23 protein-coding genes, 1 tRNA gene and 1 pseudogene are annotated in these 26,098 nt (G+C 60.1%); 17 read left to right on the top strand and 8 right to left on the bottom strand.

Annotation, left to right across the window (positions count from 1 at the left end):
• Positions 1-39 precede the first annotated feature (39 nt).
• Positions 40-1,674 carry a GAF domain-containing sensor histidine kinase gene (locus tag LAO20_09465; protein ID MBZ5531646.1) on the top strand — a complete coding sequence of 545 codons (1,635 nt, stop codon included), beginning with the start codon at positions 40-42 and terminating at the stop codon, positions 1,672-1,674.
• Between the two features lie 32 nt (positions 1,675-1,706).
• On the top strand, positions 1,707-2,366 hold the full coding sequence (locus LAO20_09460) for a response regulator transcription factor (GenBank protein ID MBZ5531645.1): 660 nt from the start codon (positions 1,707-1,709) through the stop codon (positions 2,364-2,366).
• A 69-nt stretch (positions 2,367-2,435) separates the two neighbouring features.
• On the opposite strand, the gene LAO20_09455 is transcribed toward LAO20_09460, so the two are convergent.
• Entirely contained in the window at positions 2,436-3,530 is a 1,095-nt protein-coding gene (locus tag LAO20_09455; protein MBZ5531644.1) for a hypothetical protein, read from the bottom strand.
• 150 nt (positions 3,531-3,680) lie between these two features.
• A complete protein-coding gene (locus LAO20_09450; protein ID MBZ5531643.1) occupies positions 3,681-4,814 on the bottom strand; it encodes a site-2 protease family protein in 1,134 nt (377 codons plus the stop codon).
• A gap of 159 nt (positions 4,815-4,973) precedes the next feature.
• Between LAO20_09450 and murJ the strand changes: the two genes are divergently transcribed.
• On the top strand, positions 4,974-6,572 hold the full coding sequence (murJ, locus tag LAO20_09445) for a murein biosynthesis integral membrane protein MurJ (protein ID MBZ5531642.1): 1,599 nt from the start codon (positions 4,974-4,976) through the stop codon (positions 6,570-6,572).
• A gap of 254 nt (positions 6,573-6,826) precedes the next feature.
• Here murJ and LAO20_09440 read toward each other — a convergent pair whose 3' ends face one another.
• Both LAO20_09440 and LAO20_09435 read right to left on the bottom strand, forming a co-directional pair.
• Positions 6,827-7,054, bottom strand: coding sequence for a hypothetical protein (locus LAO20_09440; GenBank protein ID MBZ5531641.1), 228 nt, complete (start codon positions 7,052-7,054; stop codon positions 6,827-6,829).
• Positions 7,055-7,176: 122 nt separating this feature from the next.
• A complete protein-coding gene (locus LAO20_09435) occupies positions 7,177-7,713 on the bottom strand; it encodes a polymer-forming cytoskeletal protein (GenBank protein ID MBZ5531640.1) in 537 nt (178 codons plus the stop codon).
• A 306-nt stretch (positions 7,714-8,019) separates the two neighbouring features.
• Between LAO20_09435 and LAO20_09430 the strand changes: the two genes are divergently transcribed.
• From LAO20_09430 to LAO20_09415, 4 genes are all read left to right on the top strand, one after another.
• Entirely contained in the window at positions 8,020-8,697 is a 678-nt protein-coding gene (locus LAO20_09430) for a hypothetical protein (GenBank protein MBZ5531639.1), read from the top strand.
• Positions 8,698-8,762: 65 nt separating this feature from the next.
• Positions 8,763-11,357 carry an RNB domain-containing ribonuclease gene (locus LAO20_09425; GenBank protein MBZ5531638.1) on the top strand — a complete coding sequence of 865 codons (2,595 nt, stop codon included), beginning with the start codon at positions 8,763-8,765 and terminating at the stop codon, positions 11,355-11,357.
• Between the two features lie 59 nt (positions 11,358-11,416).
• Positions 11,417-11,689, top strand: coding sequence for an oxidative damage protection protein (locus LAO20_09420; protein MBZ5531637.1), 273 nt, complete (start codon positions 11,417-11,419; stop codon positions 11,687-11,689).
• 159 nt (positions 11,690-11,848) lie between these two features.
• Entirely contained in the window at positions 11,849-12,637 is a 789-nt protein-coding gene (locus LAO20_09415; GenBank protein ID MBZ5531636.1) for a hypothetical protein, read from the top strand.
• Between the two features lie 290 nt (positions 12,638-12,927).
• Here the strand turns inward: LAO20_09415 and LAO20_09410 are convergent.
• Both LAO20_09410 and efp read right to left on the bottom strand, forming a co-directional pair.
• Positions 12,928-13,004: transfer RNA gene (locus tag LAO20_09410), tRNA-Pro, on the bottom strand.
• Positions 13,005-13,187: 183 nt separating this feature from the next.
• Positions 13,188-13,763 (bottom strand): elongation factor P, encoded by a 576-nt coding sequence (efp, locus tag LAO20_09405; protein MBZ5531635.1) that lies wholly within the window; start codon positions 13,761-13,763, stop codon positions 13,188-13,190.
• Positions 13,764-14,231: 468 nt separating this feature from the next.
• On the opposite strand from efp, the gene LAO20_09400 reads away from it, so the two are divergent.
• The 5 genes from LAO20_09400 (at position 14,232) to LAO20_09380 (ending at position 18,084) form a co-directional block, all read left to right on the top strand.
• Complete coding sequence (locus LAO20_09400) at positions 14,232-14,384, top strand: hypothetical protein (GenBank protein ID MBZ5531634.1); 153 nt, start codon at positions 14,232-14,234, stop codon at positions 14,382-14,384.
• A 107-nt stretch (positions 14,385-14,491) separates the two neighbouring features.
• The gene (locus tag LAO20_09395) at positions 14,492-15,580 is read left to right on the top strand and encodes a hypothetical protein (protein ID MBZ5531633.1); all 1,089 of its coding nucleotides are present in this window, start codon (positions 14,492-14,494) and stop codon (positions 15,578-15,580) included.
• 139 nt (positions 15,581-15,719) lie between these two features.
• The gene (locus tag LAO20_09390) at positions 15,720-16,058 is read left to right on the top strand and encodes a hypothetical protein (protein ID MBZ5531632.1); all 339 of its coding nucleotides are present in this window, start codon (positions 15,720-15,722) and stop codon (positions 16,056-16,058) included.
• A gap of 53 nt (positions 16,059-16,111) precedes the next feature.
• Positions 16,112-17,248, top strand: coding sequence for a cupin domain-containing protein (locus LAO20_09385; GenBank protein ID MBZ5531631.1), 1,137 nt, complete (start codon positions 16,112-16,114; stop codon positions 17,246-17,248).
• Between the two features lie 455 nt (positions 17,249-17,703).
• The gene (locus LAO20_09380) at positions 17,704-18,084 is read left to right on the top strand and encodes a LysM peptidoglycan-binding domain-containing protein (protein ID MBZ5531630.1); all 381 of its coding nucleotides are present in this window, start codon (positions 17,704-17,706) and stop codon (positions 18,082-18,084) included.
• A 67-nt stretch (positions 18,085-18,151) separates the two neighbouring features.
• Here the strand turns inward: LAO20_09380 and folP are convergent, their stop codons facing one another.
• Entirely contained in the window at positions 18,152-18,967 is an 816-nt protein-coding gene (gene folP, locus LAO20_09375) for a dihydropteroate synthase (GenBank protein ID MBZ5531629.1), read from the bottom strand.
• A gap of 170 nt (positions 18,968-19,137) precedes the next feature.
• Between folP and dacB the strand changes: the two genes are divergently transcribed.
• Both dacB and LAO20_09365 read left to right on the top strand, forming a co-directional pair.
• A complete protein-coding gene (gene dacB / locus LAO20_09370) occupies positions 19,138-20,733 on the top strand; it encodes a D-alanyl-D-alanine carboxypeptidase/D-alanyl-D-alanine-endopeptidase (GenBank protein MBZ5531628.1) in 1,596 nt (531 codons plus the stop codon).
• Complete coding sequence (locus tag LAO20_09365; GenBank protein ID MBZ5531627.1) at positions 20,730-21,926, top strand: CoA transferase; 1,197 nt, start codon at positions 20,730-20,732, stop codon at positions 21,924-21,926. The genes dacB and LAO20_09365 overlap by 4 nt, the downstream gene beginning before the upstream one ends.
• A gap of 4 nt (positions 21,927-21,930) precedes the next feature.
• On the opposite strand, the gene LAO20_09360 is transcribed toward LAO20_09365, so the two are convergent.
• Complete coding sequence (locus LAO20_09360) at positions 21,931-22,431, bottom strand: CVNH domain-containing protein (GenBank protein MBZ5531626.1); 501 nt, start codon at positions 22,429-22,431, stop codon at positions 21,931-21,933.
• Between the two features lie 447 nt (positions 22,432-22,878).
• On the opposite strand from LAO20_09360, the pseudogene recG reads away from it, so the two are divergent.
• From recG to LAO20_09345, 3 genes and pseudogenes are all read left to right on the top strand, one after another.
• A pseudogene (recG, locus tag LAO20_09355) lies at positions 22,879-25,033 on the top strand (ATP-dependent DNA helicase RecG).
• A 112-nt stretch (positions 25,034-25,145) separates the two neighbouring features.
• Positions 25,146-25,562 (top strand): YbjN domain-containing protein, encoded by a 417-nt coding sequence (locus tag LAO20_09350; GenBank protein ID MBZ5531625.1) that lies wholly within the window; start codon positions 25,146-25,148, stop codon positions 25,560-25,562.
• Positions 25,563-25,586: 24 nt separating this feature from the next.
• Positions 25,587-26,036 carry a YbjN domain-containing protein gene (locus LAO20_09345; GenBank protein MBZ5531624.1) on the top strand — a complete coding sequence of 150 codons (450 nt, stop codon included), beginning with the start codon at positions 25,587-25,589 and terminating at the stop codon, positions 26,034-26,036.
• Positions 26,037-26,098: the final 62 nt, after the last annotated feature.

The following is a 26,098-nucleotide window of genomic DNA, read 5'->3' as shown; positions in this document are numbered from 1 at the left end:
CCTCATCGTCATAAAAAGTTTTGCACGCAGGAAGTGTCAGTGACAGCCGTACCGCCGTTCAAGGAATCGTCGCGGGAAATGATCGTGGAGGTAGCGCGCGCTCTGGAGCCGTACTTCCCGGACATCACCAACAACTGGCGCGAAAAACTAGTTCGCGAATTTGGTTTTGACGGGCGCACGCTCGCCGCTCTGGAACGCCTGACGCCCGCCGCCGGATGCGGGTATTTTCTCCACAACGATTTTCCCGGCTTCCAGGAAAACCTGCACTATTTCGGCACCCGGCTGGCCAAGCTGCAAGTGGACACGCGCGCCGTGGCGCGCAGCCTGGAGCTCTACCTGCTGAGTTGCGATCCTTATCTCGCCGGACTCTTTCCCGATCGCGAAGCAGAAGCCAAAGCCACGCTGGAAATGCTGTCATCGGCGTCGTTCGTGATCATCTCCGGCGCGTACTTTGACGCGCGCACGCTGGAATCCACGGCGCTGCTCTCCGTGCTGGACGCCGAGCTTGCCGCCGGCGACCTGCCCGCGCTGCTGCAAAACGTTTTAGGCATTACCACGCGCACTTTCCAGGCTTCCATGGGCGGCGTGCTGCTGGTGGAGCCGGAAAGCACGCAGCTTCGCGTGGCGTCGTCCATGGGATTGGACGCCGAGTTGCCCGACTACTTCCGCGTGGAGATGGGCAAAGGCTTTGCCGGCAACATTGCGGCCAGCGGCGAGCCGGGCATGGTGCTGGACACCAGCGCGGAAGGCGGGCCGCTTACGCCGATGATCCGCATGAAAGCCAAATCTTTGTGGGGCGTGCCGCTGAAAGTGGAAGGCCAGACCATTGGCGTCTTGATGATTGGCTTCCCCAAACCGTACGAGTGGCTGCCCACGGAACGCGAGTTGCTGCGGGCCATCGCCGAGCGTACCGCGCTGGCCATGGAACGCGCCCGCATGACTGACGCGCTGCGCGAACGCGAACAAAAGATCGCCGACCTCTCCGCCCACTTGCTGCGCGTGCAGGAGGAAGAGCGCAAGCGCATCAGCCGCGAATTGCACGATGAAACCGGACAGGCGCTTATGGTGATCCGCCTGTATCTGGGCATGATGGAGACCGCCGCTACGCCGCGCGGAACGCGCGCCAAGATCAAGGAAACCGTGGAAGTGGTGGACCGCACCATTGACGGCATCAGGAGAATCATAGGCAAGCTCTCTCCCCTGGTGCTACAAGAACTAGGACTGGTGGCCGCGGTGCGCAAAGAGGCCAAGGACTTTGCCAAAGCCACCGGCGTGAAAGCGCGCGTGCTGATTGCGCAAGACGTGGGCCGCCTGGCGGCGGGGACCGAGCAGGCGATTTATCGCGTGGTGCAGGAGGCCCTGCACAACGTGGCCAAGCACGCCCACGCCAAGAACGTGACCGTGCAGGTGGTTCGCGAAGACGACTCGGTGCAGGTGATGGTGGCCGACGACGGCGTCGGGATCCAGGCGCGCAGCCAGGATAACGACCAGTCCTTTGGACTGGCCGGAATCAAGGAACGAATTTCCATGCTGGGCGGAGTTTCGCGCGTGGTCTCCGCTAAAGGAAAAGGAACGCGCATTGAAATAACCGTACCCGCAGGCGAGCCGGCTGCGCCGGTGGAACGTCCTGCGCCGGCACGGGCCGCAGCCCAAGCCGGGGTCCGGCCGAATTAACAAGAAGTGAGAGGAACTCCCCAATGCCGAAGATCAAATGCTTGCTCGTAGATGACCACACGCTGTTTCGCCAGGGCGTGCGGCGATTGCTGGAAACAGAGAGCGACTTCGAAGTCGTCGGCGAATCGCCCGACGGCGGCGATGCCGTGGAAAAGGCCCGCGAACTCCGCCCCGACGTGGTGCTGATGGATATCGGCATGCCCGGTCTGTCGTCCTTTGAGTCGGCGCGGCAAATCAAAAAGAACCGCCCGGAAACCAAGCTTCTCTTCCTCACCATGTATGACGACGAAGATTACCTCGTCCAGTGCCTGGAAGTGGGCGCGTCTGGCTACGTGCTGAAAGACACGCCGGCGCCGCAACTGCTCAACGCCGTGCGCGACGTGTACAAAGGCGGGAAGTATTTGAGCTCGCAGGTGCTGGGCAAACTGGTGGAAGACTTCCGCTCGCGCGCCCGCGACACCACGCGCATGCGTCCCCGCATGTCCACGCTCACCCCGCGCGAACGCGAGATCCTCAAGCTGCTGGCCGAGGGCAATTCAGTCAAGGAAATTGCCGTGATCCTGGGCCTGAGCGTGAAGACCGTGGAAGCCCACAAGTTCAACCTGATGCGCAAGCTGGACATCCACAACAAAGCCCAGCTGGTGACGTACGCCATCCAGAAAAAGATCATCAAGATTCCGGTGAACCAGTAGGCAGTAAGACCCTCCCCAAAGAAAAAGGGCGTCGATGAGGCGTCCTTTTTCTGTTCCCGCTCGACCAGCTCACTGCGGCGGAGCGGGCGTGGGCCTGGCGACCGGCACTGCGGGTGGCGAATTCTCCTGCACTTCTTTCACTCCGGGCAGAATCCGCGACGACGTGGAGAATTTCCTGAAGCCTGTCAGGATGTCCTCCTGCTCCGCCAGTTCGTTCTTGACCAACGCAATTCTGATTCCGCCTTTCACGTAAAACCGCCGCGGCAGCCAGACTTCCTTGTTCACGTGCGTCTTCTCGACCACAAAATGTGATCCGGGATGGATCCTTGCCAGGAACCACCCAAACGAAATCGTATCCAGGACTTCCCCTTCCACCTTCACCCAGTTGTAGCCTTGTTTTTCGATCCACAGTTTCCCTCGGGCCTTGGTGAGGATGTCGGCGTGCGGCTGCGTGGGATGGAAGTCCTTGCGCGGCGTGGCCTCAATCACCCAGACGTCCGCGCCGTCCACCTGATCTTCTGCCGCGATGCGGAAATCGAAGGCCGCCAGCATATCGCGCACGAACAGCCGCCCTTTTTCGCGTTCCTTCTTTTCCTTCGCCAAGCGGTGTTCGCGGTCAGAGTCGCTCTCATTGCGATACTTGGCCAGGAATTTTTCCTGCTTCTCGTCTTCCTTCTTCTGCTCTTTGTCGCTGAGCGGCTTGTCATCTTTCTGCACCAGGCGCGAATACTCCTGGCCGTAGTAAAAGTTCACGTCCCAGGTCTTGATCTCCGTGGACTTCACGTTCCCATGCTTGTCCAGGTTCTTCAGGACTTCGCGTTGCTGGCAGGTATAGCTCCTCGCCAGCTCCAGGGTGCGATGATCAATGTCAATCGCGCGCCGGATGATCTCTTTGGGATCGTTGGTCGGCGGCAGCTCCGGCTCCGCGGCTTTGGCGCTTTCTGCGGTGCTGGTCTCTGTCCCCGTTGTCTGGGCGCCCGCGGCAGGCGATGGAGAAGGGCTGTGCGATGTTGATGGCGCGGCCGTCGGCGAAGGCGTGGCTTGCGGGGTGGCCTGCGGCGCTGCTGATGGCGAAGTTGCCGACTGCGGAGTCGCTTGCGGCGCCGCCTGCGTGCTTGGCGAAGCAGGCGTTGGCTGTTGCGCCGCCAGATTCGCAGCGGTCATCGCCAACCCCAACAACACTGCTGCCAAGCTCGAACCTCTGCTCGTCATCATCCTCATGAAACCATATCCCGAGACGCGCCAAAATTCGCGGTCAATTCCTGCAAACAATTGTTACGAAGGTTCAAGCAATCGCCGCATCGCGATCAGCTGTTACTCTTTCTTCAACTCCATCCTGGACCGCAGTGCCTGCAGGATGTCCGCCCGCGCCAGCATGCCCACCAACTCGCCGTTGGCAAGCACCGGCACCTGGTTGAAGTCCTCTTTGGCCATCAACTCCAGCACGTCGTTCACCGGCGTCTCCGGCGCGACCACGCGCACCTGGTCCAGCGGCTTCATGATCTGCTGCACCGGGGTCATGGGCCAGGACGCGCGTTCCAGGGCGCGCACTTCGTGCGTGGTGATGAGTCCCGCCAGGCGGTCCTGGACCATCACCAGAAAGCAGCGCCGCCCCGTGCGCAGCAAAAACTCATCCACAAATTCCTGGACGCTGATCTGCCCCGGCACATGCGCGCAATCGCGGGACATCAGATCGCCGGCCCGCAGGCCCTCCATGGCGTGCTTGATTTGCACTTCCATGTAGTTGGCGCTGGCCGCCTGCATCAGAAACCATCCGATGAACGCGATCCACAGCCCGCTGATACCCGCGCCGTGGAAAAATTCGTAAATGCCGATGAGAATAAAAATCACCGCCACCGCCTGGCCCACGCGCGACGCCATCCGCGTGGCCCGCTCCATGCTATGGGTGGCGCCCCAGATCACGCTGCGCAGTACGCGCCCGCCATCCAGGGGAAATCCCGGCAGCATGTTGAATACGCCCAGACCAAGGTTGATGTAGCCCAGCCAGTGCATCGTGGCCTGGACGGGAGTCGGTCGCACCGCCGCCATGCCTCCCTGGAATCCGCCGCTGGCCAGGATGAGCGCGGTTCCGATCACTACGCTGGTGATGGGGCCGACAATCGCCACCAGGAACTCAGTCCAGGCGTCCTGAGCTTCTTTTTCGATAACGGAAACGCCACCCAGCGCGAACAACGTAATGCGGCTCACCGGCAACTTGTGCGCCCGCGCCACCAGCGAGTGCGAAAGCTCATGCGCCAGCAGGCACAGAAAGAACAGCAGCGCCGTAAGCGCCGCAGCCGCCCACACGGTTTGTTCGCTCCATTGTTTGTTCATGGCGCGAAATTGCGCGGCAAGAGAAAGCGTGATGAGCAGAGCAATGATGAACCAACTGTAGTGAATGCCAATTTCAATGCCGAAAATCCGCCCCAGCTTGATGTGTGATCGCATGGTCCTTTGTCTTTCCGCTTACAGACAGTAGCTTAGATGCTTTTCCCCTGAGGTCATTATAGAAAGCAGCCTAGCCCTAACCAGGTACTTTCTTTTCTGGTGGCCGACGATGAAAGGTTTGCGCGCCACCGCGTGCGTGTGAAACACTCGCCCTGAGCGATGAGTTCCCCCACCGATCTGACTCCGGCGCCCCAGGAAAACACCGGCCGCTCTTCTTTCCTGGTGGCCGCGGGAATTTTTCTCAGCCGGATCTTTGGGCTGGTGCGCGGCCGGGTATTCGCGAATTACTTCGGCCTCTCCTGGCAGGCGGACGCGTTCACCTCAGCGCTGCGTATCCCCAACTTCTTGCAAAATCTTTTGGGCGAAGGCGTAATCTCCGCTTCCTTCATTCCCGTCTACGCCAAACTGCTGGCGCAAGAGGATGAAGAAGAAGCGGGACGCGTGGCCGGCGCTATCTTTTCTTTGCTTGCGTTGCTGACCTCGGCCTTGGTGCTGGTTGGCGTGCTGGCTACGCCCCTGCTCATCGATCTCATCGCTCCCGGGTTTCATGACGAACGCCGCCCCCTGGCCATCCAACTGGTGCGCATTTTCTTTCCCGGTATCGGGCTGCTGGTGTTTTCCGCGTGGTGCCTGGGGATTCTCAACAGCCATCGCAAGTTTTTCCTGTCTTACGTTTCACCGGTCATATGGAACGTGACCATCATCGTGGCCCTGCTGGTGTGGGGACCGAGCAAAGCTCCTTCCGATCTCGCCGTCTACGCGGCCTGGGCCTACGTGGCGGGCAGCGCGCTGCAGTTCCTGGTCCAGCTTCCCACCGTTCTGCGCCTGGCGCCCGCGCTGCGATTCGCCATCACCACTCTCAGCGACAACGTTCGCGTGGTGGTCAAGAACTTTGTGCCGGTGTTTGTCAGCCGCGGCGTGAACCAGATCAGCGCCTACGTGGACACCATCATCGCCAGCTATCTTCCCGTGGGCGCGCTCGCGGCCATCGCCAACGCGCAAATCTTGTCCACCTTGCCGGTCAGCTTGTTCGGGATGGCCATTTCCGCCGCCGAGTTGCCGGCCATGTCCAGCGCGCTGGGCAACGAGCAGGAAGTGGCGGAAACTCTGCGCCGCCGCATCGCCGCCAGCACGCGACGCATCGCCTTCTTCGTGGTGCCCTCCGCCGCTGCTTTCCTCGCGCTGGGCGACGTGATCGCCGCCGCCATCTTCCAAACCGGGGTCTTCACCCACTCCAACAGCCAGTACGTCTGGGCCATTCTCGCCGGGTCAGCCGTGGGCCTGGTGGCGTCCACCACCAGCAGGCTTTACTCGTCGGCCTATTACGCTCTGCGGGACACGCGCACGCCTCTGCGTTACGCCGTGATTCGCGTTGTACTGACCACTGTGCTGGGCTACCTTTGCGCGCTGCCGCTGCCCAGGCTGATTGGCTATCCCAGTTGGGGAGCCGCCGGACTGACGGCTTCTGCCGGCTTAGCCGCCTGGCTGGAATTCACGCTGCTGCGCCGCGGGATGGAGCGCCGTATCGGACGCATTCCCTTTCCTGCTTCCTACTTCGGTAAGCTTTGGTTCGCCGCCGCGATGGCGGACGCGGTTGGGCTGGGCTTTCAGTTCTTCTTTCATCCCCGCCAGCCACTGGTCGGGGCGTTGGTGATTCTCTTGCCTTATGGGATCGCCTACCTGATTCTGACGGCGATGATGGACATTGACGAAGCGGCTGCTGTGCGAAGAAGGCTCTTTGGTTTTATCAAACGATAAGAAAACCCAGAACCTTTGAAACACGGAGGAACGGAGGAAACGGAGAGGAAGAGTAAGAATAACGCAGAGTTGAACCGAGAATCGCGCCAATGAATCTACGCGAACAAACCAAGCCTCAGATCGCAAACGCGGGGAGTCAAACCACGTTCAGGAACTACAGATTAATGATCCCTCCGCTGCCTCCGTTCCTCCGTGTTTCAAAGGTTTTCGCTTTGCTTCGCTAACAGCTTCCGCTTACGCCGTTCCTCCGTGTTTCAAGGGTTTTGGGGTTGGTTGCGTCTGCCCATCCGCATGTTGTTCCAGTCGTAATCGAACTTGCGTCCGCAATCCAGGCAGACCACGTAGTGATGCGTCACCGCGCCGGGATGGTCCCAATCGGCAGTGACGGCGCGCGCGGGAGCGGGCGCGAAAGCGGCAAACGGCTGCGACAGCTTTCTATGGGCACAGCGGATATTGAGCAATTGCAGGATCCGGTTGAACATCTTGGTCTACTTCCGTTGCCGCCGTCGGCAGAAAAAATCGGGGCGCCTCCTGGCGGAAGCACCCCGGCTGAGTATGAGGAGGCAAATGCAATTCACTTCGTCGGCGGTTTCCGCCAAAATCTTTACGCGCTGATGCTGGAGCGCGATGTTTCTGACGACGGCTCAACCTTGGTTCCGGAGTTCACTTCTTTCAGGCCAGGTTTGCCGATATCAATGCTGCCTTTGAAAAACGCGCCATCTTCAATAGAAATGCGCTGGCACACCACGTCGCCGGTGAGCGAGCCGTCATTGCGGATGTCCACGCGGTCGCTGGCCGTCACGTTGCCTTTGACTTTGCCCAGGACGACGACTTCCTTCGCCTGGATATTTGCCTGGACGTGTCCATTGCGTCCCACGGTCACGCGATGGCCGGGAAGATTCACGGCGCCTTCCACGCGGCCGTCAACATATAGGGATTCGGACCCGGTGACTTCACCTTTGATCACCAGCGATTTGCCGATGGTGGCCTGTTCCTGGCTGCTGACGTTCACCGTGCTGCGCGGCGCCGGAGCGGGCGCTGGCTCGGCGGCGGGCGCAGAGCTGGTACTCACCGCGGGTTTTACGGGTTCCGGAGTCGTGGTCTTGGGGGTTGAGCTGGGCGAACTAGCAGGCTTCCACATTTACTGATACTTCCTTTCGTGAGTCTATTTAGGTTGCTGCGCAGCCAGCATCTAGGTCGCCGTCTGCTGGTATGAATCGGCTGTAGAGAACAGGAGTAACAATGTGTCGCACGTAGATAACCAAACTCCGCGAGCGTGAGCCACATCGCGGAACTGGTGCATTACCGCTGCCTTAGCGGCCAAAAGCGCTTCGCAAGGGCGACTCGGGATCTGTCAAGCTCCGGTAATTATTCCCGCTTTTAGTGCACTTCTTATATTGCAAGGCCCTTAGCCAAAAAGTGGATTCGCGCTTAGCATAGGGTTAAGATGCGACCGACCATCCTTGCCGCTTTGTTCATCGCTCTCGCCGCTCCCACGCGACGATACGAATCCCCGCGCGTCAAGCCTGACTGTTCACCTTACCCGCGCGATGCTACCCCGCATTGCGTGGCCTCCATTCGTGGTGGCGACCTGGCAAAACCGAGCTTTTCGCCGACTGGACGCTATTTGGCTTTCGCGACCGTGACCGTCCGGCCCCCCGCAGCGGCTGCAACCGACGAATTTTCTGAACTGGATGGCACCCTCGTCGCCGATCTGCAAACCAAAGGCGTGCAAGTTCTGGTCAGTCCCGAACAGGCGCGCAAGTACGCCAGCTACTCCGCCTTTGTTGGCGGCATCAAGTGGCGTAGCGATCAGCTCCTGGTGGTCACCTACGCTGACGGCGACGTTGACTGGGACGACCTCACCATCCGCCGAACTGATGCCAAGCTCCTTGCCACGAAACACGGCTCCGCCGATGATGAACCGCTGCGGGAACCGATCAAGCCGCCTGATCCGGACTTGACTCCCGCTCAGGCGCGCAAGCTTCTCCCGCACCTCCCCGCAGAATTGCCGGTGGAGAGCGGCCGGTTGAGCAAAGACCAGAATCTCTTGGCGGTGGTGGCCGGGAAGGAACCTCATCGGCAACTCTTAATTTTCCGCTTACATCCACAAAGGAAACCGTGATCAGCGAACAACAGATCCTCCATTACGTTGCCAAACAGCCCAAGCATCTGGCGGGCTTCAAGCAGATGACCCACGACCTGGCCTTGAAGGGCCGGGACCGCCGCCTGTTGCAGGAACTTCTGCGCGCCATGACGCGCCGCCGCAAGCTGATCGCCATCGGCAAAGAGCGCTGGGGATTGCCAACCTCGGCTTCCAGCCAGGACTTGGTCACCGGACACCTGCGCATGCATCGCGACGGCTATGGGTTCGTCATCCCGGACGCCGATTCGCTCCCCGCGCGGGCCAAAGGCAAGCTGCTGGGTGACATCTTTATTCCACCGCCGGAGACCGCCAACGCCATGCACGGCGACCACGTGCTGGTGGAGATGGGCCGCATACGCCCGGACGGCAAAGGCGAAGGCCGCATCGTCCGCGTGCTGGAGCGCGAGCACGAGACGGTGGTCGGCAAGTTCCACTACGGCAATCGCTACAACTACGTCACTCCGATTGACGAAAAGGTGACCGCGGAGATCATCATCCCGCCAGGCATGGAGCGCCCGCAGGCGGAAACGGACGAAGGCGAAACGCGCGAACCGTCGGACGTCACCCATGCTCACCGGCCGGCAGTTCATGTTCATCCCCGCGTGCCGTCGCCGCATCGCGTGCTGGGTGAAGAAGTCAAACGCCACCAGTGGGACGATCTGGAGGACGTTGTTGTCGAGGTGGAAATCGTCCAGTGGCCGTCGGCCACGCAGAGTCCGCGCGGGCGCGTCCGGGAAATCCTGGGCATGGAAGACGATTTTGGCGTGGACGTGGAAATGGTCATCCGCAAGCACCACATCCGCCACACCTTTCCCGCTGAGGTGCTGGAAGAAGCGCAGGAAATCAGCGCGGTGATTCCGCATACCGAAATCGCCCGCCGAGCGGACTTCCGCGATCTGCCCATCGTGACCATTGACGGCGAAACTGCCCGTGATTTTGACGACGCCGTCCTGGTGCGCAAGCTCGACGGTGGCAACTACGAGTTGCACGTCCACATCGCCGACGTGGCACAGTATGTGGAAGACGGCTCCGCCATTCACGAAGAAGCGGCCAAGCGCGGAACGTCCGTTTACTTTCCCGACCGAGCCGTGCCCATGCTGCCCCTGGAGCTTTCCACTGACATTTGCAGCTTGCGCCCCGAGGTCGAACGCCTGGTGCTTTCCTGCGTGATGGAAATTGACCCGCAGGGCGAAATCGTTTCTTACCAGCTGGCGGAAGGCGTCATCCGTTCCGTCCACCGCATGACTTACACCGACGTGAACGCCATCGTGGAAGGCGACCAGGTCCTGCGCTCGAAGTACGGCGCGTTGTCTGCGAACTTTGATCTGATGCTGGAGCTGGCCCAGGTCCTCAACCGCAAGCGCGTCAAGCGCGGCTCCATTGACTTTGATTTGCCCGAGGCGGTGATCGAATTTGATGACTGGGGCTTGATGCAGAGCATCTCGCCCTCAGAACGCAACTGGGCGCATCGCCTGATTGAAGAATTCATGCTGGCCGCCAATGAGACCGTGGCCGGGCATCTGGAATCGCGCGGCTTGGCCAGCCTGTACCGCATCCACGAAAAGCCCGATCCCAAACGCATTTACGACTTTGAAACCATCGCGGCCAGCTTTGGGTACTCGCTCGGCGTGGGCGCGTTGCCCATCAAGCGCGTCCAAGCGCGGGCCGACAAGCGCTCTTACTACGGCAGCGGACGCCGTGCGCCGGTGATCGAATTGCCGGAAGAAGTCCACGTGACGCCGCGCATGTACCAGAAGCTGGTGCAGAAAATTGCCGGCAAGCCGGAAGAGCGCGTGCTCTCTTTCCTGATGCTGCGTTCGCTCAAGCAGGCGCGTTACTCCGAGGTCAATGAGGGCCACTTTGCCCTGGCCGCGCCCACCTACACGCATTTCACGTCGCCCATACGGCGCTACCCGGACTTGATCGTCCACCGCATTCTGAAAGCTGTTCTGCGCGAAGGCTACGGCCCGCAGCAAGGACGCCCGCCTGCGCAGAACGAACACGCATCACCCTGGTCCAAGCGGATGCCGAAGAACGCGTCCCATCACGAAGGGCGCGCCGGTGAAACAGGCGCAGGACACCATCGGCGAGAGCTACGATCTATTGCGGGGTTATCGGAAGAGGCCCTGCACGACATCGCCGTCTCCTCCAGCCAGGCGGAGCGCGCCGCCGCCGAAGCTGAGCGCGAACTGCTGGAGTGGAAGAAACTAAAATTCATGCAGGACCGCCTGGGCGACGAGTTTGACGGCCTGATCGTCAGCGTGACCAAGTACGGGTTCTTCGTGGAACTGAGCGAGCTGTTCATTGAAGGCCTGGTGCCGCTCGATTCGCTGGAAGACGATTACTACAGCTTCCACGAAAATACCCGGCAGATCGTCGGCGGACGCACGCGCCGGACGTTTTCCATCGGCGACAAAGTGCGCGTGCTGGCTGACCGCATTGACCACGCGCAGCGCAGGATCCAGTTTGCGCTGGCCGGAGAATCGGCGACGCAGCCTCGCCCCAAGCATCCGGGCAAGCCGCCACAGAAGGAACACGCAACGCACACGCAAACGCCCGCGTCGGCGGGAATCAAGCCAGCAAAGAAAAAGCCGGCATCGAAGAAAGAACGACGCCGGCAGAAGAAGAAGCGGCATTAACTTCCGCAAACCGTCTAGTACAATAAGCGAGTTGCCCGCCGATAGAAGGAGCTGTCTGTATGCCACGAATGGTGAAATGCGTAAAGCTCGGCCGCGAGCTTCCCGGCCTGGACGAACCACCCTTTGATACCCCGCTGGGCCAGAAGGTTTTTGAAAACGTCAGCGCGGAAGCCTGGCGCATGTGGAGCGAGCACTCCAAAATGCTGCTGAACGAATATCGCCTGCAGCCCTGGAAGCCCGAAGCCCAGCAGTTCCTGGTGGAACAGATGGAAGCTTTTTTCTTCGGCGCCGGATCGCAGTTGCCTAAAGAATTCGTGCCGCCCACCACGTAAGGCAAAGCCGCCCCCATCCCGCTGGTCGCAACGTCACACTTTCAGGGTAACCAAAGTCACGCCCGCCTCCCGGCAAACTGCTGCATAATGGCTTCAGTCCGTTCATTGCCCAAGGGGGAAACTGTGAATTTCAATCGCACACGCGGTCGCAAGTTGGAGATGGCAGTCCTTTGCGCCGGCCTGGTCGTCATGGTGATGCTCCCGGCGACGCTGTCTGCTCAAACCGCCGACAAAAAAGAGATCGTAAAGCAGGCGCGGCAATCTTATTACTCTTTGAAGGACGAAGGCCTGGCAGAATTCCATTGCACCATGGAGCCAAACTGGGACTCGCTGCTCGCCGACCTGAAAAAAACCGACCCTGAAGCCGCCGCCCGCGGCGTGCAAAAGCTCAATCAGCTTCGTTTCTCGGTCACGGTAACTCCCGGGAGCGATGCCAAAGTCACCCACAACGAACTGTCCGCGGAGAACGCACAGGTTGCCGAAGGCCTTAAGCAGGTCTATGGCGGCATGGAACAGATGACCGTTGGCTTTTTTCAGACGTGGACAATGTTCGTAATGACACCCAGCCTTCCTCAGGTTGAAAGCGATTACCAACTGGACGACCTGGGAACTCAACATCGCCTGACGTATAAGGACGGCACGGCGGACGTAACTACCACCATGGGCAAGGACCTGGTCATCAGCGAACTCAAAGTCAACACCGCAGAATTCAAAAGCACGCTTTGGCCGCAATTCACCAAGACCACCAAGGGCTTCCTGCTCAGCGGCTATCAGGCCACTTACCTGGGAGCAACCGCGGCAGAAACCACGGAATTAAAAGTAGACATCGCCTACCAGTTGGCGGATGGTCTGCAGGTGCCGAAAAAACTCAACATAAAAGGCAGTTACGGCGGCAGCCCTTTTGACGTGGAAGTGGCATTCACAGATTGCCATGCGACCCGACAATAACAACGTTGGCGCAAGAAAGCGCCTGGCCGGTAGGGGAGTTGGGACTTACCGTGTGCCCGTATCAGCACGCGAAAACGCATGGGGTATAGGTTGAGTATCCGTGAAGGAAAAAATGGTCGGGACGGGCAGATTTGAACGCACGCGTCACTACGTGACGGACCCCTCGCAAGGCTTCTATTCGGCGTCTCCGCTGCGCTCCGACGCTTACCTCTTGGGGTGCTCGCGATCGGCAGTTCACAACACGGCCATAGACAGAGATCTAATTTGCTGAAGTTCCGTGAAGAAAAAAATGGTCGGGACGGGCAGATTTGAACTGCCGACCCCTCGCACCCCAAGCGAGTGCTCTACCAGGCTGAGCCACGTCCCGACTTCTGCGAGGAAACCGCCGTCTTGCAGGGGGTAATCCAGCGGCGCTTAACCATTATAACATCACGCCAACCGCGTCCGAGCACGGCGGTGAAGGTCTGTCTGGTAATTAGCAATCAGCTCGTGCTTTTCAATTCCGGCGATTCTGGCAATCTCTTCTAACTCTGCCCAGTCCTCACCAGCCTTACGCTCTCCCGACAAACTCCCTGGTCTCCGTGGACACCTTGACCTTTTCACCCTCTTTAATGAACAGAGGCACGCGGATTTCCACGCCGGTTTCCAGCGTGGCGGGTTTGGTCACGCTGCCGCTGGAGGAGTCGCCGCGCACGCCCGGCTCGGTGTATTTCACAACCAGTTCCACGTGCGGCGGCAATTGCAGGCCGATGGGATTGCCGTTGTACTTGTGCACCTGGATGACCAGTCCTTCGGCAAGAAAATCCTGCGCGTCGCCAATCATCTCCTGCGATAGCGTGAGAGTTTCAAAGCTCTCCTGGTCCATGAAGTAGAAGCCGTCTGCATCGGCATACAGAAAAGATGCGGGGACCATTTCCAGGTCCGGCTCCTTGAACTTGTCGCCGGCCTTGAACGTCTTATCAAAGACCGCGCGGGTGAGAAGGTTGCGCATCTTCAGGCGGACCAGCGTCTGGCCTCCACGGGCGGTAGGAGTGTTGATCTCCACGTCCAGGCAGTGGTAGGGGACGCCGTCCAACTCAAAAAACATCTTACGCTTTACGTCAATGGCATCAATGAGTGCGGCCATGCATTCCTTTGAAAAGCCTTGCCGGAACTGGGACCTAAACAGTCCAAAGACCGGCGCGCGGAGTAGTGGAGCAGGAGCGCTCCTAGGATATCAGTTGGAAATCGTAACGATAAGCCCAGCTAGATTGCCCACCTTGTGCGTTGGAGATTTTCGTAGGAACGATCCTTCGGCTTCGCTCAGGATTTCGGCAGCAGGCTCCCGCTTCCCACCGAAGCCCGCGCAAAACGGCGCGGTCCGGGGACCCCGGCTTCCCACCCCAGCCCGCGCAAAACCGGCGCGGTCCGGGGATCCCGGCTTCGCTCACGCCTGCTGGGCGCTAGTTCCAAAATGGAACGCTGACAATCCCAGTTAGAGATTTCTCATCCTTGTTTGGCCTGGGTGTCCATTAGAATTTGGCCGCTGTCGCAAGAAGGATCAGCCGGCACGCTAGCGGACATCCAAAGACCAACAATCAAGAAAGGAAAACTTATGTCAATCTATGATGGCAGAGTGCTCGGAAGAATCGGCGCCCACGAGTTGTCGCCGGAAGAGCTGGAGGTTTTGACCGGAGATCTCCACACATCGTTGCCTTGCACCTTTGAACCGCCCAACTTTCACGACGGCGAATGCAGCCTGCTCTAACCAACACGGGGGCGCCTGCATAAGGCGTCCCTTTCGCTCTGGTCACGCAGCTGCGGCTTTAGCCGGCTTCTGCCCGGCCGGCTTCTGAAAAGTTAAAAGATGCGACTATGAAAATCGTCATTTTGGCGCGCGAAACCGACAGCCACGCTGCTTCAGCAAAGTGGGGCCTGGAGCAGGCCGGATACCAGGTGGCGTGCTGGGGCGGGCTCGGGTGGACGGAGGGCCAGCAGGCAGCCATCTCCCTGGACACAGCGACCGGGATGGTGCTCGGCGGTCAACCTGTAGACCCAGGCGACGTGGTCTGGCTGCGCCGGTCCTGGCCTGCCACACTCCATCCTCAGATCAGTGAAGCCGACAAAGCGTTCGCGGAAGAAGAATACCGCTGGTTTCACTACTCGCTGGCCTATCTTCTGGAACGGCTTCCCGTAAGGTGCATCAATCGCTATAGTGCTTCGCGGCTCATCAACAACAAGTCCGTTCAACTCCTGCTGGCAAGAAAATGCGGCTTCCATGTTCCGCGGACTCTGATGTCCAATTCACCCGCCGCGCTGAAGTCTTTTCTTGCTCCGCACGGCGGGCGGACGATCTGCAAGGCCTTTTTCCCTCATGTATGGAAGAAAGAAGGCTCCGATGCGATGGCGGTCACCGAAGCATTTGAACTCAGCCCCGAAACGCTGCCTGCCGACCAGGTGCTGACCTACGCGCCGGCCATTTATCAGGAAATGGTGGTCAAGCAGTTCGATGTGCGGACCGTACTGATGGGCCCGAACATCTATTCATTCGTCCTGCACGACCCGCAGGGGTCTCTGGACTGGCGGCAGGACGCCTGCCAAGGAAAAATCCAGGTGGAAAGCATCGCCACGCCGGTGGAAGTCGAAGCTGCGCTGCACTCGTTTGCCCGGGAGTCGGGAATCGTCTTTGGCTCCTTTGATTTCGCCGTGGACATGCAGGGTGCATGGTGGTTCCTGGAGGTCAACGAGCAAGGACAGTTCCTGTGGCTGGAAGAGTTCTTCCCCGGCGCGAAATTGCTGCAGCGGTTCCTGGCTTTTCTTACCTCGTCCCCGGATTCAATCCAAGGACTGGAAGAGCGCGCGTCGCGCTTTCCTGCACTCGATGACTACCTCCGCGCAATCCCGAAACACGAGGTGCGCAAGAAGGAGCGTCCCAGCCACCAGATTGTTGCAATCGAGCGCTAGGATAAGCGCGTCCTTATCCCAAAATGGGAACGACCCTCGGGGTTGTTAACGCGACAGCCCGGAATATATGTGTTGCCGGTCCCATTTGCCCGACTATACTTCTACTCTACTCTGCAAGGTTCTAGGGAAGGTTCTAATCATGACTCTCCGTGATGATGACATCATTACCGAACGGGCCGTTACCAGGCGTTCCTTTATATCTCGCGTGGGGGCCGCAGTGGTTGGCGCCGCGTCGCTGGTGATCGGTTCGGAAGCCGCGAGCGCCTTGGCGCTCAAGGACTCTGACACCGGCAGGCCGCCCGACAACAAGGGAAAAAGCGGTTCCGACCATGACAAGCGCGAGCCCGGTGACGCCAAAGGCAGCAAGGAGAAGCCTCCCAAGAAGTCCCATGACTCCGACACCGGCAGACCGCCCGACAACAAGGCAAAAAGCGGCTCCGACCATGACAAGCGCGAACCCGGCGACTCCAAGAGCTAGGGAGGAGCTGACCCCTGTCGCTTAAGACGGTCCTTGGCGCGGTCACGGCAGATGTGTTTTTTGCCGATTATTTCGAAACCAGGCCGCTGGTGGTCGCACGTGACGACCCGGACTATTTTCGCCGGTTACTTTCTCTCGATGACATTGACCAAATCCTTACTACCCGCACCGGCTGCTATCCCGACATATTCCTGACCAACGCAGAGCGTGAAATCAAGGCGGCGGAATACACCGGGCGTGGCGATGAAATTGATCCCGTGCGGCTATACCAGCTTCACGCCAGTGGCGCGACCATCGTTCTGAACCATCTCAATACTTCACACGCGCCGCTGGCGGAATTGTGCGCTGCCCTGGAAGCCGAGTTTAGTGCACCCTTTCAGGCCAATATCTACCTCACACCGCCTCGCGCCCGGGGATTCAAGGCCCACTTCGATACGCATGACGTTTTTATTCTCCAGGTGCATGGCTCCAAGCGTTGGCGCCTTTACGGAACACCCATCGCTTTGCCTCTTTCAGGCCAGGGAAGCGAGGCGGTCCAGGAAGAGCCGGGCCTTCCGGTCACGGAATTTGAACTGAATGCCGGCGACACGCTTTACATTCCCCGCGGACTGGTCCATGACGCTCCGTCTCTGGACTCGACTTCGATGCACATTACCGTCGGCATCCTTTCTTACACATGGACCGACCTGATGCTGGAATCGCTGGCTGATGCGGTCCTGGAAGATCCGGCGTTTCGCCGCTCGCTGCCGCCGGGAATGGCCCAGCCAGGGTTCGACCGCACGGCCGCGCGTGCAACCTTCCGCAAACTGCTCGATCTCTTCGCGCAATCCGCCAATGCTGACGCGGCGCTCGACGCTTTTGCCGGCGAATTTATCAATACGCGCCGCCCCCGGCTGCGTGGACAAATGAGGCAGATCGCAAGCATTGCGGATATTAACGTAGACAGCTTCGTTGGCCGGCACGACTACCTTGCCTACTCGCTGCAGGAAGACCAGACCGCTCTTCGGCTGCGGTGTTACGGTAACGAAATCAGCTTTCCCCCTGCCGCCGCCGCCGGCGTGCGCTTCGCGCTGACGGCGCAGCGCTTCCGCGTGGGCGAACTGCCCGGTGAACTGGATGACGCAGGCAAACTAGTGCTGGTGCGCAGGCTCGTCCGTGAAGGAATACTGGCAGTGGTCACGGCCCAATAAGGCTTCCCATCGTTACGCGCGGGAATGAGACGCGAGGATCTCGTCTTTACTAAGACGACGGCTTACCAGCCGGTCCGTCCCCTAATCACGGGTCGCGGTGACGGCGCTCACATACCGGACCGACCCCGCTGCTCTACTTTCCAATTAGTTCTACTTCTCTCGGCTCCGGCCGTACGGCCGCCGCCGTTGCACCCGTGGTTCTCTGCTCACCCCGATGTTGCAAATGTCGGGCCTTGGCGTCCACGCGCCAAACCAAAAAGGCGAGCAGATCAAAATTCCGCCGGCAACGATTCTGGAATGCCATCCGAAGACACGCTCGCGGCCATTCCGGTTGCCGGGAGAAAACAGGGTAGCCATCTCAAGTGCGGCGTTTTTCAGTGACAACCTTGCCGCACGCGGTGGCGTCCTAACGAAACGATGCTTGAAACAGAAAAAAACACGAAAGGAGACCGTTCATGCCTGACCTATTTGAGCAACTGAAGCTGAAGTATCAGCCGGTCCTCGACACCATTAAGAAAGAAGGCGCCGAGTTCTTAAATCTCAATTTGGATGGAAACCAACTTTTCATAAAAGTGGTGGCTGTCTCGGAGGCCAGCAAAGGCCGCATTTGGGACGCAATCAAAGCCGTTGATCCCACTTTTGCTGATTTGAAGCACGACATTGGAGTTCGCGCGGGTGGTCAAACCTACATCGTCAAGCCCGGCGATAATCTGTCCAAGATCAGCAAGCAGTTCTACGGCGATGCCAGCAAGTTCATGACCATCGCCAAAGCCAACGATCTTGAGGACCCGGACAAAATCAAAGTGGGACAGGAACTCCTGATTCCCGCTGCCTAGATCGTTTTCAGATTGTTTCAACCGGCGCCCTACCCGAAGAAGGTGGGCGCCTCTTCTTGTCTTTTAGTCACCTCTCCGCTCGCAGCACCTCGTCCGCCACCTTCACCGCTTCCACCGCGGGCTTCACGTCATGCACGCGAACGATGTGCGCGCCCTTCAGCACCGAAGCGGTGACCGTGGCCAGCGTTCCGCTGAGGCGCTGTTCCGCAGGAGCGTCCTTACCGTCGCGGGCCAGCGTGCGTCCGATGAACGACTTGCGTGATGTCCCCGACAGCAGCGGGAATCCCAGTTTGTGCAGTTCGTCCAGACGCGCCAGCAGCGGGTAATTTTCGTTGAAGCGCTTGCCGAAACCGAAGCCCGGATCCAGCACCAACTGGTCGCGTCCGATCCCGCAAGCCACGGCGGCCTCTGACCACGTGCGCAGTTCGGTGGTGACTTCACGCACAATGTCCGGCGAAGGCGGCAGCGCGCCCCACTCCTCCGGACGCCCGCGCGTGTGCATCAAAATCACGCCGCAATGCAACAACACCATGGCGGAGGGCATGTGCTGGTCCCAACGCAGGGCGCTAACGTCGTTCACAATCTCCGCTCCGGCCTGCACGGCGGCGCGCGCGACTTCAGATTTGTAAGTATCCACAGAAACCACCGTGCCCGGGCGTTCGCGCAGCACGTCCTCGATCACCGGCAACACGCGGCGCATTTCTTCTTCCGCAGAAACGCCGCTCTCAGCCACTTTCGCTCCGGGTCGCGTGGATTCGCCGCCAATGTCGAGAATGTCCGCGCCCTCATCGAGCATCTGCAGGGCATGGGCCACGGCGCGGTCGCGCGCCAGAAACTTGCCGCCGTCGGAAAACGAGTCCGGCGTAACGTTCAAGATGCCCATCACCAGCGTCCGCCGGCCCAGCGCCAGCGCGCGGCTGCGCAGCCGCCACTCAAAAACAGGTCGCTCCATGCCCGGATTGTATAATCTCAGCGACTCTCATGCTCCGATCACGCGCACGCGTCTTCACCGCCTGTTTCGTTGCGCTCCTGCTGTGCGTTCCCGCAGCGAGCATGTCCGCAGCCCCGGCCGCCGCCCCCGCAAAAAAGAAAGCGCGCAAGAAGCCCGTGGCGGTGCAGATCCGGGAAATGCTGGGCCAGCCGCAGCTGGCGCGCGCGCACTGGGGCGTATACGCGGTGGACCTGGCAACCGGAAAGACTCTCTTCTCGCTCAACGCCGACCAGCTTTTTCTTCCTGCATCGAACGCCAAGCTGTTCACGACGGCCGCCGTGCTTGCGGCCGCGGGGCCGGATTATCGCTTCCACACCACGGTGGAAGCTGCGGCCAAACCTGACGATCGAGGCCTGCTCCTCGGCGACCTGGTGATCGTTGGCCGGGGCGATCCCAACATTTCCGGACGCGTGATGCCCTATCAGCTCAAGACCGAGCGCGTGCCGCCGCACACCCAGGTGCTGGAAGACCTGGCCGACCAGGTTGCGCGCAGCGGCGTGAAGACCGTCAGCGGCGACCTGATCGCCGACGACACATTCTACGCGGGCGAACGTTTTGCTCCCGGCTCGGCGCAGGACGACCTGCAGTGGATTGACGGAGCTCCGGTTTCCGCGCTCACCTTCAATGACAACGTGGTGTTTGTGAACATACAGCCTGGCGCGCAAGCCGGCGACGCGGCGGTCATCTCCGTGGAACCGGACGTCGCGTACTACCAGATTGAGAGTCATATTGTGACGGTGCCGCCGGGCATCGCGCGCAAGATCGGCATTCATCGCGATATTGGTTCGAAGACGATTGTCCTTTGGGGCTCGCTGCCCGCCGACGATCACGGCATGAGAGAGCCGCTGGCCATGGAAGACCCGGCGGAGTTCACCGCGCAGCTTTTTCGCACGGTGCTGGAGCGGCGCGGCATCACCATCGCGGGAAAGGCCCGCGCGCGCCACGCGGACGTTGCCCAGTTCTTCGACCAGCCGGTGCTGCAGAACTTTGCTCCAGTAGCCCCGCAGACCGCTGCGCAAAATGCCGCGCAAAGTACTTCGGCGCCCGTGCCCTCAGTGCCCACCATCTCTGCGGCGTTCCAATCGTCCCCGCCCGTCGTGTTGGCGGAACACGTTTCGCTGCCTTTGATCGAAGACGTGCGCGTCACCAACAAGACCAGCCAGAACCTGCACGCGGAACTGGCTTTCCGCCTCGCCGGCAAGCTGGGCGGATTTACCGGATCGTTTGAAGGCGGCACTGCGGCCATGAAACAGTTTCTGCTGCAAGCCGGTTTGAAGGAAGAAGAATTTGTGCTGCTCGATGGTTCCGGCCTCTCGCGGCGCGACCTGGTCACGCCTGCGGCCGTGGTCCAGTTGCTGCACTATGCCGCGCAACAGCCCTGGGGCGCGGCCTACGAAAGCTCGCTGCCCATCAGCGGTGTGGATGGCTCGCTCTCAGAACGGTTCGTCAACACGCCGGCGGCGGGTCTCATCCACGCCAAGACCGGAACGCTCAGCCATGTCAACGCGCTTTCCGGTTACGGACAAACCCTGCGCGGCCGGCGCTTTGCGTTTTCCATTTTCTGCAACAATCACAATCTGGGTTCGGCGAAAATTCTTCCGGTGATGGATTCAATCGTGCAACTGCTGGTGACCGAAGGCCGCGCGGTGAAGCGATGAGCGCGCAGACTGCCGGCCCGCTCGCCGGCATCCGGGTAATTGATTTTGGCCGCTTCATCGCCGGGCCGTACTGCGCCATGCTGCTGGCGGACATGGGCGCGGACGTGATTCGCATTGACCGACGCCAAGGGAGCGAAGACCGCTACCTGGCTCCGGTCACCTCCGGCGGCGAAGGCGCGGGCTTCCTGTCGCTCAATCGGAACAAGCGCAGCATGACGCTAGACGCCGCCAAGCCCGGCGCGGCGAAGATCATCCAGCGGCTGATCAAATCGGCGGACGTGGTGGTCGCCAACCTGCCCATTGACGTCATGAAGAAGATGGGCCTGGACTACGACGCTCTGCGCGCCATCAAGCCGGCAATTATTCTGGCGCGCGTCTCGGCGTTTGGCCCCGACGGCCCGTATGCCAACCGCCTGGGCTTTGACACCGTGGCCCAGGCCATGTCCGGCGCCATGAGTCTCACCGGCTTTCCCGGCGCGCCGGTGCGCGCGCTGGCGCCGTTTGAAGATTTCGGTACGGCGCTGCACATCGCGTTCGGCGTGATGGTGGCGCTGTACCATCGCCAGCGGACCGGCCAGGGCCAACTGGTGGACGCGTCGCTGCTGGCCACTGGCGTTACCTTCATGCAAGGGATCTACGCGGAACATCATCTGCTCGGCGTGGAGCGCCATCAAACGGGGAATGCAAGTTTCTACGCGGCTCCGGCGGACACCTATCGCACCCGCGACGGATGGATTGTTGTTTCGGCGATTGGCCCAGAGATGTTTGCCCGCTGGGCGCGGATGGTTGGCCGCGAAGACCTGCTCAACGACTCACGCTTGGCGGACGACCTCAGCCGCGCCAACCACCGCGAGGTGATTACAGACATCATGAACGCCTGGCTGGCGACGCGCACCACCGCGGAAGCCATGGCGCAAATGGAGTCGGCGCGCATTCCCGCCGGGCCGGTCCTTGCGGCGACGAAGGTCATGGACGATCCCCAGGTCAAAGCCCGCCGGCTCTTGCAATTCGTGGATTATCCCGGCGCGCCCAAGCCGGTTCCTCTGGCCAACCCCGCTGTGCAGCTTTCAGCCACGCCACCGGCCATCCGCATGCGCGCCCCCACGCTGGGGGAACATACGGAGGAAGTCCTGCTGGAGATTGGTTACACAGAAGAAGAGATCACGGGTTTGTGGGCGGAGGAAGTGGTGTGAGCATCTAGAACACCAAAAATCTCTTCTTCTTTTTTTTCTTTTCCGGCTTGTCGGTTGCTTCTTTCGCCGCCTTGGGTCCGGCGATGCACTTGAGCGCCCCATCCTTGTTGGCGATGTCGCCGCTGCACTGGTTGGCGCTTTTCAATTCAGTGTTCACGGATTTGTCTTTGCTGTTCTTGCAACTGGCTTTGAGCGTGGTGCCTTGCAGCCGGACGTCCGTGCAACTCGTCACGTACGATCCCGGAGGCAGCAGTCCGGTCTGGCAGCTCAAGACGCCGTTCAGGTTGATTACGCCGTCAGAGCATTTCTGCGCGTCCTTCAATTTGGCGTCAACATACTTGCCGCCCGCGGCCTGGCACTGGGCGTGGAGCGTGGAGCCTTTCATCTGAATGTTCTGGCAAGTCTCGTTGTACGGACCCGGAGGCGGGGCTGCCTGGGCTGCGGCGCTGGGCGCTAGGGCTAAAGAAGAAATAATGGCTAGGGCAATCACAAAACAAACTCGCATGGCTCGGTTCCTCTCCGGCGCGCGCGGCGGCCGGACTCAATCTGCTAGGGTGCGCTTTTGCCCAGTATAGAAGACTTTTCGTAGCTGCGGGAGCGGAGATCAGAAAGGGTTGTTTTTGCTTGACTTTCGCCCAGTCTTGGTGTAATATAAGTTGTTTTATTGCAACGGTTTACGGTGACATCAAGGCAGCTGGACAACGCCGGGGACACAAGGGAGCAACTTGGCGATACCCGGCGGATGGCTGCGGGGATATCGCCGGGGATGACATGAGCTAAGTCCTTATTTTCCGGGGATGAACGGGTGCCCCGGAGGGGCACATCGCCGTGATCGCACGTGATCGCCGGCATCGCCGTGATCGGAGAACCAAAAGCAGGGTGGTAGGAAGGAATGATGGAGACCGCGGCTAATCCGGGAATCAGAATAATCAGGGCTTCCCCATTTATCATCATGCCAGTGCTGGATCTTGAGACCCCAGTTAAATACGTCAAAGGCGTGGGCCCGCGCGTGGCCGAATGGCTGGAGCAGAAGAACATATGCACCGTGGAAGACCTGCTCTACTACCTGCCGTTCCGCTATGAAGACCGGCTGAACCCGCGCGGCATCGGCGAACTGCAACCGGGCGAGATGGCCACGGTCATCGCCGAGGTGCGCAATGCCGGCATGTTCCGCACCAAGCGCATGCCGCTGTTCGAGATGGTGGCCGGGCAGGGCGCGTCCACGCTGAAGTGCCTGTGGTTCAACGGGGCGTACCTGCGCGACCGCTTCCGGCCCGGACAGCTAGTCGCGCTTTACGGCAAGGTGGAGCCGGGATGGAAAGGCCGCGGCCTGCAGATCATCCAGCCGCAGTTTGAAATACTGGACAACGGACAGGGCGAACTGGCCAGCGACGAGGCCGACGCAGCAGAAATCCAATCGCTGGAAGTCGGGCGCATTGTGCCCATCTACGAGTCGGCGGCGAACCAGAAGCTCACGTCGCGCTGGTTCCGGCGCATCGTGCATGGCGCGCTCAAGAACCTGAAACCGGAAATTGCCGATGGCCTGCCGCTCGCGCTGTGCCGCCGCCTGGACCTGATGGACCGTCGCCAGGCCTTTGAGCAAGTGCATTTTCCCAAGGCCGGCGAAGTTTTTGCCGACCTGAGCGAGCAGCGCACGCCGGCGCATCGCCGCCTGATCTTTGAAGAGCTGTTTTTTCTGGAAGTGGGACTGGAACTCAAGCGCCGCCGCATGCGCCAGCGCGTGGGCATCGCCTTTGAGCTGAGTCCCAAAGTGCGCGAAGCCATTAAGAAGATCCTTCCGTTCCATCCCACCAACGCTCAGAAGCGCGTGCTGGGCGAAATTGCCGAAGACATGCGCCAGCCTTCACCCATGCGCCGCCTGCTGCAGGGCGACGTGGGCTCGGGCAAGACGATCGTCGCGCTGCAGGCCGCGGTCATCGCCATGGAGAACGGCTATCAGGCCGCGCTCATGGCGCCTACGGAAATCCTTGCTACGCAGCATTATTTTTCCGCCCGCCGCGTGCTGGAGCCTGCCGGGTATCGCGTGGCGCTGCTCACCGGGTCGCAGGAAGATGACCGCAAGCGCAGCACGCGCCGGCACATCGCGCAGGGCAACGCGCACCTGGTCATCGGCACGCATGCGCTGATCCAGGAAAAAGTGGAGTTCCACAATCTTGGCCTGGTGATTGTGGACGAACAACACCGCTTTGGCGTGATGCAGCGCTTCAAGCTCATGAAGAAAGGCGAAGCCGAGCCGGACACCCTGGTCATGACCGCCACGCCCATCCCGCGCACTCTGGCGCTGACGCTGTACGGCGACCTGGACACCAGCATTCTGGACGAGCTTCCGCCGGGCCGCACGCCCATCACCACCAAGAGAGTGTCCGACGAAAAGGCTGACGAAGTCTGGGCGTTTGTGCGCAAACAAGTGAAAGCCGGGCGGCAGGCTTACGTTGTCTATCCCGTCATTGAGGGCGTGGCGACGGACTCTCCTGGGAATGATCTGCTGGGAGACGCCCAGCCGGAGATCGAATTCTCCGGCACTCCCGCAACGTCCAAGTCCGGCCTGAAAGCCGCCATGCATATGTACGAAGAGCTGAGCAAAAAACTCTTTCCTGATTTGCGCGTGGGTCTGCTGCACGGCCGGCTTGATGCGGACGAAAAAGAGCAGACCATGCGCCGCTTCCAACAGGGGGAGATTGACGTGCTGGTTTCCACCACGGTGATTGAAGTCGGCGTGGACGTGGCCAACGCCACGGTGATGGTGGTGGAGCACGCCGAACGTTTCGGCCTGTCGCAACTGCACCAGCTTCGCGGACGCATCGGGCGCGGCGCGGCCAAGTCCTATTGCGTCCTGATGACCGGCGGCAAAGTCTCGCCCGAAGGCGACGAGCGTCTCAAGACCAGGGACGAAACAGGCCGGCATGCCGGGATTGCGCGTCGCCAACATTCTTCGCGATCGCAAATTGCTGGAGCTGGCCAAGATCGAGGCCCGCGCCATCGTGGAGCACACCAATCCCGAGATCACCCAGCTGGACCGCGACCGCATCCTGCAGCATCTGCGCCAGCACTGGCAGAGAAGGTATGGTCTGGTGGAGGTGGGGTAACCACAAGGATTAGACTGGTTATGGGACCGCCGCGGCAAGACCGATTCCCCCTTCGGCCAGGCGGCGCGAAGGAGGCAATATGAAGAGATTAATAACTTGCCTGGCGTTCGTCTTGGCTATGGGCGTTTTGGCACAGGCGCAGTGCAACCCGACGATTACGGATTTTGTGAAGAAATCCGGCTACAAGTTCGAAGCCGACCCAAAGTGCGCGTTTTGGGTCAGTACCGATGCTCTTACCATCCCGCATGATGATATGCAGGGATCGCTCATGATCGCTGAGCGAGGCGATATCGTCATGGTGGTGGCAGTGATCAAGCTGAAAGGGAATCTCGATCACACCCCTGCGACGCTGGCAAAACTGATGCGGTTGAACAACGACATGCTTTTTGTGAAGATCGGCATTGACCCTGATGGCGATTTGTTTCTCCGCGCCGAATTGCACAAAAAGTCGCTGGATGCAGAAACGCTCAAAGACGCCTTTGACCGCGTGAAGAATGGAAGTCAAAAGGTCTACGACGCAACTCAATAAATTGTTTGTATGGGGAGGCAACACGTGAAGAGATGGATAACCTGCGTGGCATTCGTCATGTTCCTTGGCAGCCTGGCACAGGCACAGTGCAACCCAAAGATCGAGGCGTTTACAAAACAATCCGGCTTCACGTTCAAAAGCGACCCGAAGTGCAAGTTTTGGGTCACCTTTGAAGCGCTCAGCATACCCCGTGACGGCATGCAGGGAGCAGTCCTGATTGGCGAGCAGGAAGACGTCATTGTTCTAGGCGCGGTGGTCAAGCTGAAAGCAAACCTCAATCTCTCTTCCGCAACGCTGGCCAAGCTGCTGCACTTGAACCACGAGCTGGACTTTGTGAAAGTGGGAATTGACAACGACGGTGATCTGTTTCTCCGGGCGGAACTGCACAAAGCGTCACTCGACGTCGCAGCGCTCAAAGACGCTTTTGAACGCGTGCAGGAAGGAAGCCAGAAAGTTTACGATGCAACCCAATAGAGCCGCGTGCCCAGGACAAGCCGTTGTTCCGGGGCGGCTGCGTTTGGCTGCGACGGAAGGAG

It is taken from the genome of Terriglobia bacterium, from assembly GCA_020072815.1.
Taxonomy (GTDB): Bacteria; Acidobacteriota; Terriglobia; order Terriglobales; family Acidobacteriaceae; genus Angelobacter.
The sequence above is the reverse complement of the archived record's forward strand: the minus strand, read 5'-3'. Positions and strand labels throughout refer to the sequence as shown.

Bases quoted from the DNA above. Each gene is read 5' to 3' on its own strand.
- LAO20_09455 (MBZ5531644.1), bottom strand. From the start codon at position 3,530: ATGACCGCTGCGAATCTGGCGGCGCAACAGCCAACGCCTGCTTCGCCA.
- LAO20_09450 (MBZ5531643.1), bottom strand. From the start codon at position 4,814: ATGCGATCACACATCAAGCTGGGGCGGATTTTCGGCATTGAAATTGGC.
- murJ (MBZ5531642.1), top strand. From the start codon at position 4,974: ATGAGTTCCCCCACCGATCTGACTCCGGCGCCCCAGGAAAACACCGGC.
- LAO20_09440 (MBZ5531641.1), bottom strand. From the start codon at position 7,054: ATGTTCAACCGGATCCTGCAATTGCTCAATATCCGCTGTGCCCATAGA.
- LAO20_09435 (MBZ5531640.1), bottom strand. From the start codon at position 7,713: ATGTGGAAGCCTGCTAGTTCGCCCAGCTCAACCCCCAAGACCACGACT.
- LAO20_09430 (MBZ5531639.1), top strand. From the start codon at position 8,020: ATGCGACCGACCATCCTTGCCGCTTTGTTCATCGCTCTCGCCGCTCCC.
- LAO20_09425 (MBZ5531638.1), top strand. From the start codon at position 8,763: ATGACCCACGACCTGGCCTTGAAGGGCCGGGACCGCCGCCTGTTGCAG.
- LAO20_09420 (MBZ5531637.1), top strand. From the start codon at position 11,417: ATGCCACGAATGGTGAAATGCGTAAAGCTCGGCCGCGAGCTTCCCGGC.
- LAO20_09415 (MBZ5531636.1), top strand. From the start codon at position 11,849: ATGGCAGTCCTTTGCGCCGGCCTGGTCGTCATGGTGATGCTCCCGGCG.
- efp (MBZ5531635.1), bottom strand. From the start codon at position 13,763: ATGGCCGCACTCATTGATGCCATTGACGTAAAGCGTAAGATGTTTTTT.
- LAO20_09400 (MBZ5531634.1), top strand. From the start codon at position 14,232: ATGTCAATCTATGATGGCAGAGTGCTCGGAAGAATCGGCGCCCACGAG.
- LAO20_09395 (MBZ5531633.1), top strand. From the start codon at position 14,492: ATGAAAATCGTCATTTTGGCGCGCGAAACCGACAGCCACGCTGCTTCA.
- LAO20_09390 (MBZ5531632.1), top strand. From the start codon at position 15,720: ATGACTCTCCGTGATGATGACATCATTACCGAACGGGCCGTTACCAGG.
- LAO20_09380 (MBZ5531630.1), top strand. From the start codon at position 17,704: ATGCCTGACCTATTTGAGCAACTGAAGCTGAAGTATCAGCCGGTCCTC.
- folP (MBZ5531629.1), bottom strand. From the start codon at position 18,967: ATGGGCATCTTGAACGTTACGCCGGACTCGTTTTCCGACGGCGGCAAG.
- dacB (MBZ5531628.1), top strand. From the start codon at position 19,138: ATGTCCGCAGCCCCGGCCGCCGCCCCCGCAAAAAAGAAAGCGCGCAAG.
- LAO20_09365 (MBZ5531627.1), top strand. From the start codon at position 20,730: ATGAGCGCGCAGACTGCCGGCCCGCTCGCCGGCATCCGGGTAATTGAT.
- LAO20_09360 (MBZ5531626.1), bottom strand. From the start codon at position 22,431: ATGCGAGTTTGTTTTGTGATTGCCCTAGCCATTATTTCTTCTTTAGCC.